Here is a 256-nt window from a genome sequence, read left to right as displayed (position 1 = left end):
TGCGGCTCGAACGGCTCGTCCTCCGATTCCGCGGGTGACGGCGCGTCCGGCGGAAAGACGAAGATCACCCTCGGGGTGCCCGGTATCCCGCCGATCTTCCTGAACACCGTTCTGTACGTGGGCGAGAAGCAGGGCTTCTTCTCCGCGCGCGGTGTGGACGTCACCCTCCGCCCGCTGACCACCGGAGCCGATGTCGGCCGCGCGGTGCAGAGCGGCGAGATCCAGGGCGGCATCATCGGCACCCCGGGCGCGGTCG

The organism is Streptomyces lushanensis (assembly GCF_001700515.1).
GTDB lineage: Bacteria > Actinomycetota > Actinomycetes > Streptomycetales > Streptomycetaceae > Streptomyces > Streptomyces lushanensis.
The sequence above is the reverse complement of the archived record's forward strand: the minus strand, read 5'-3'. Positions refer to the sequence as shown.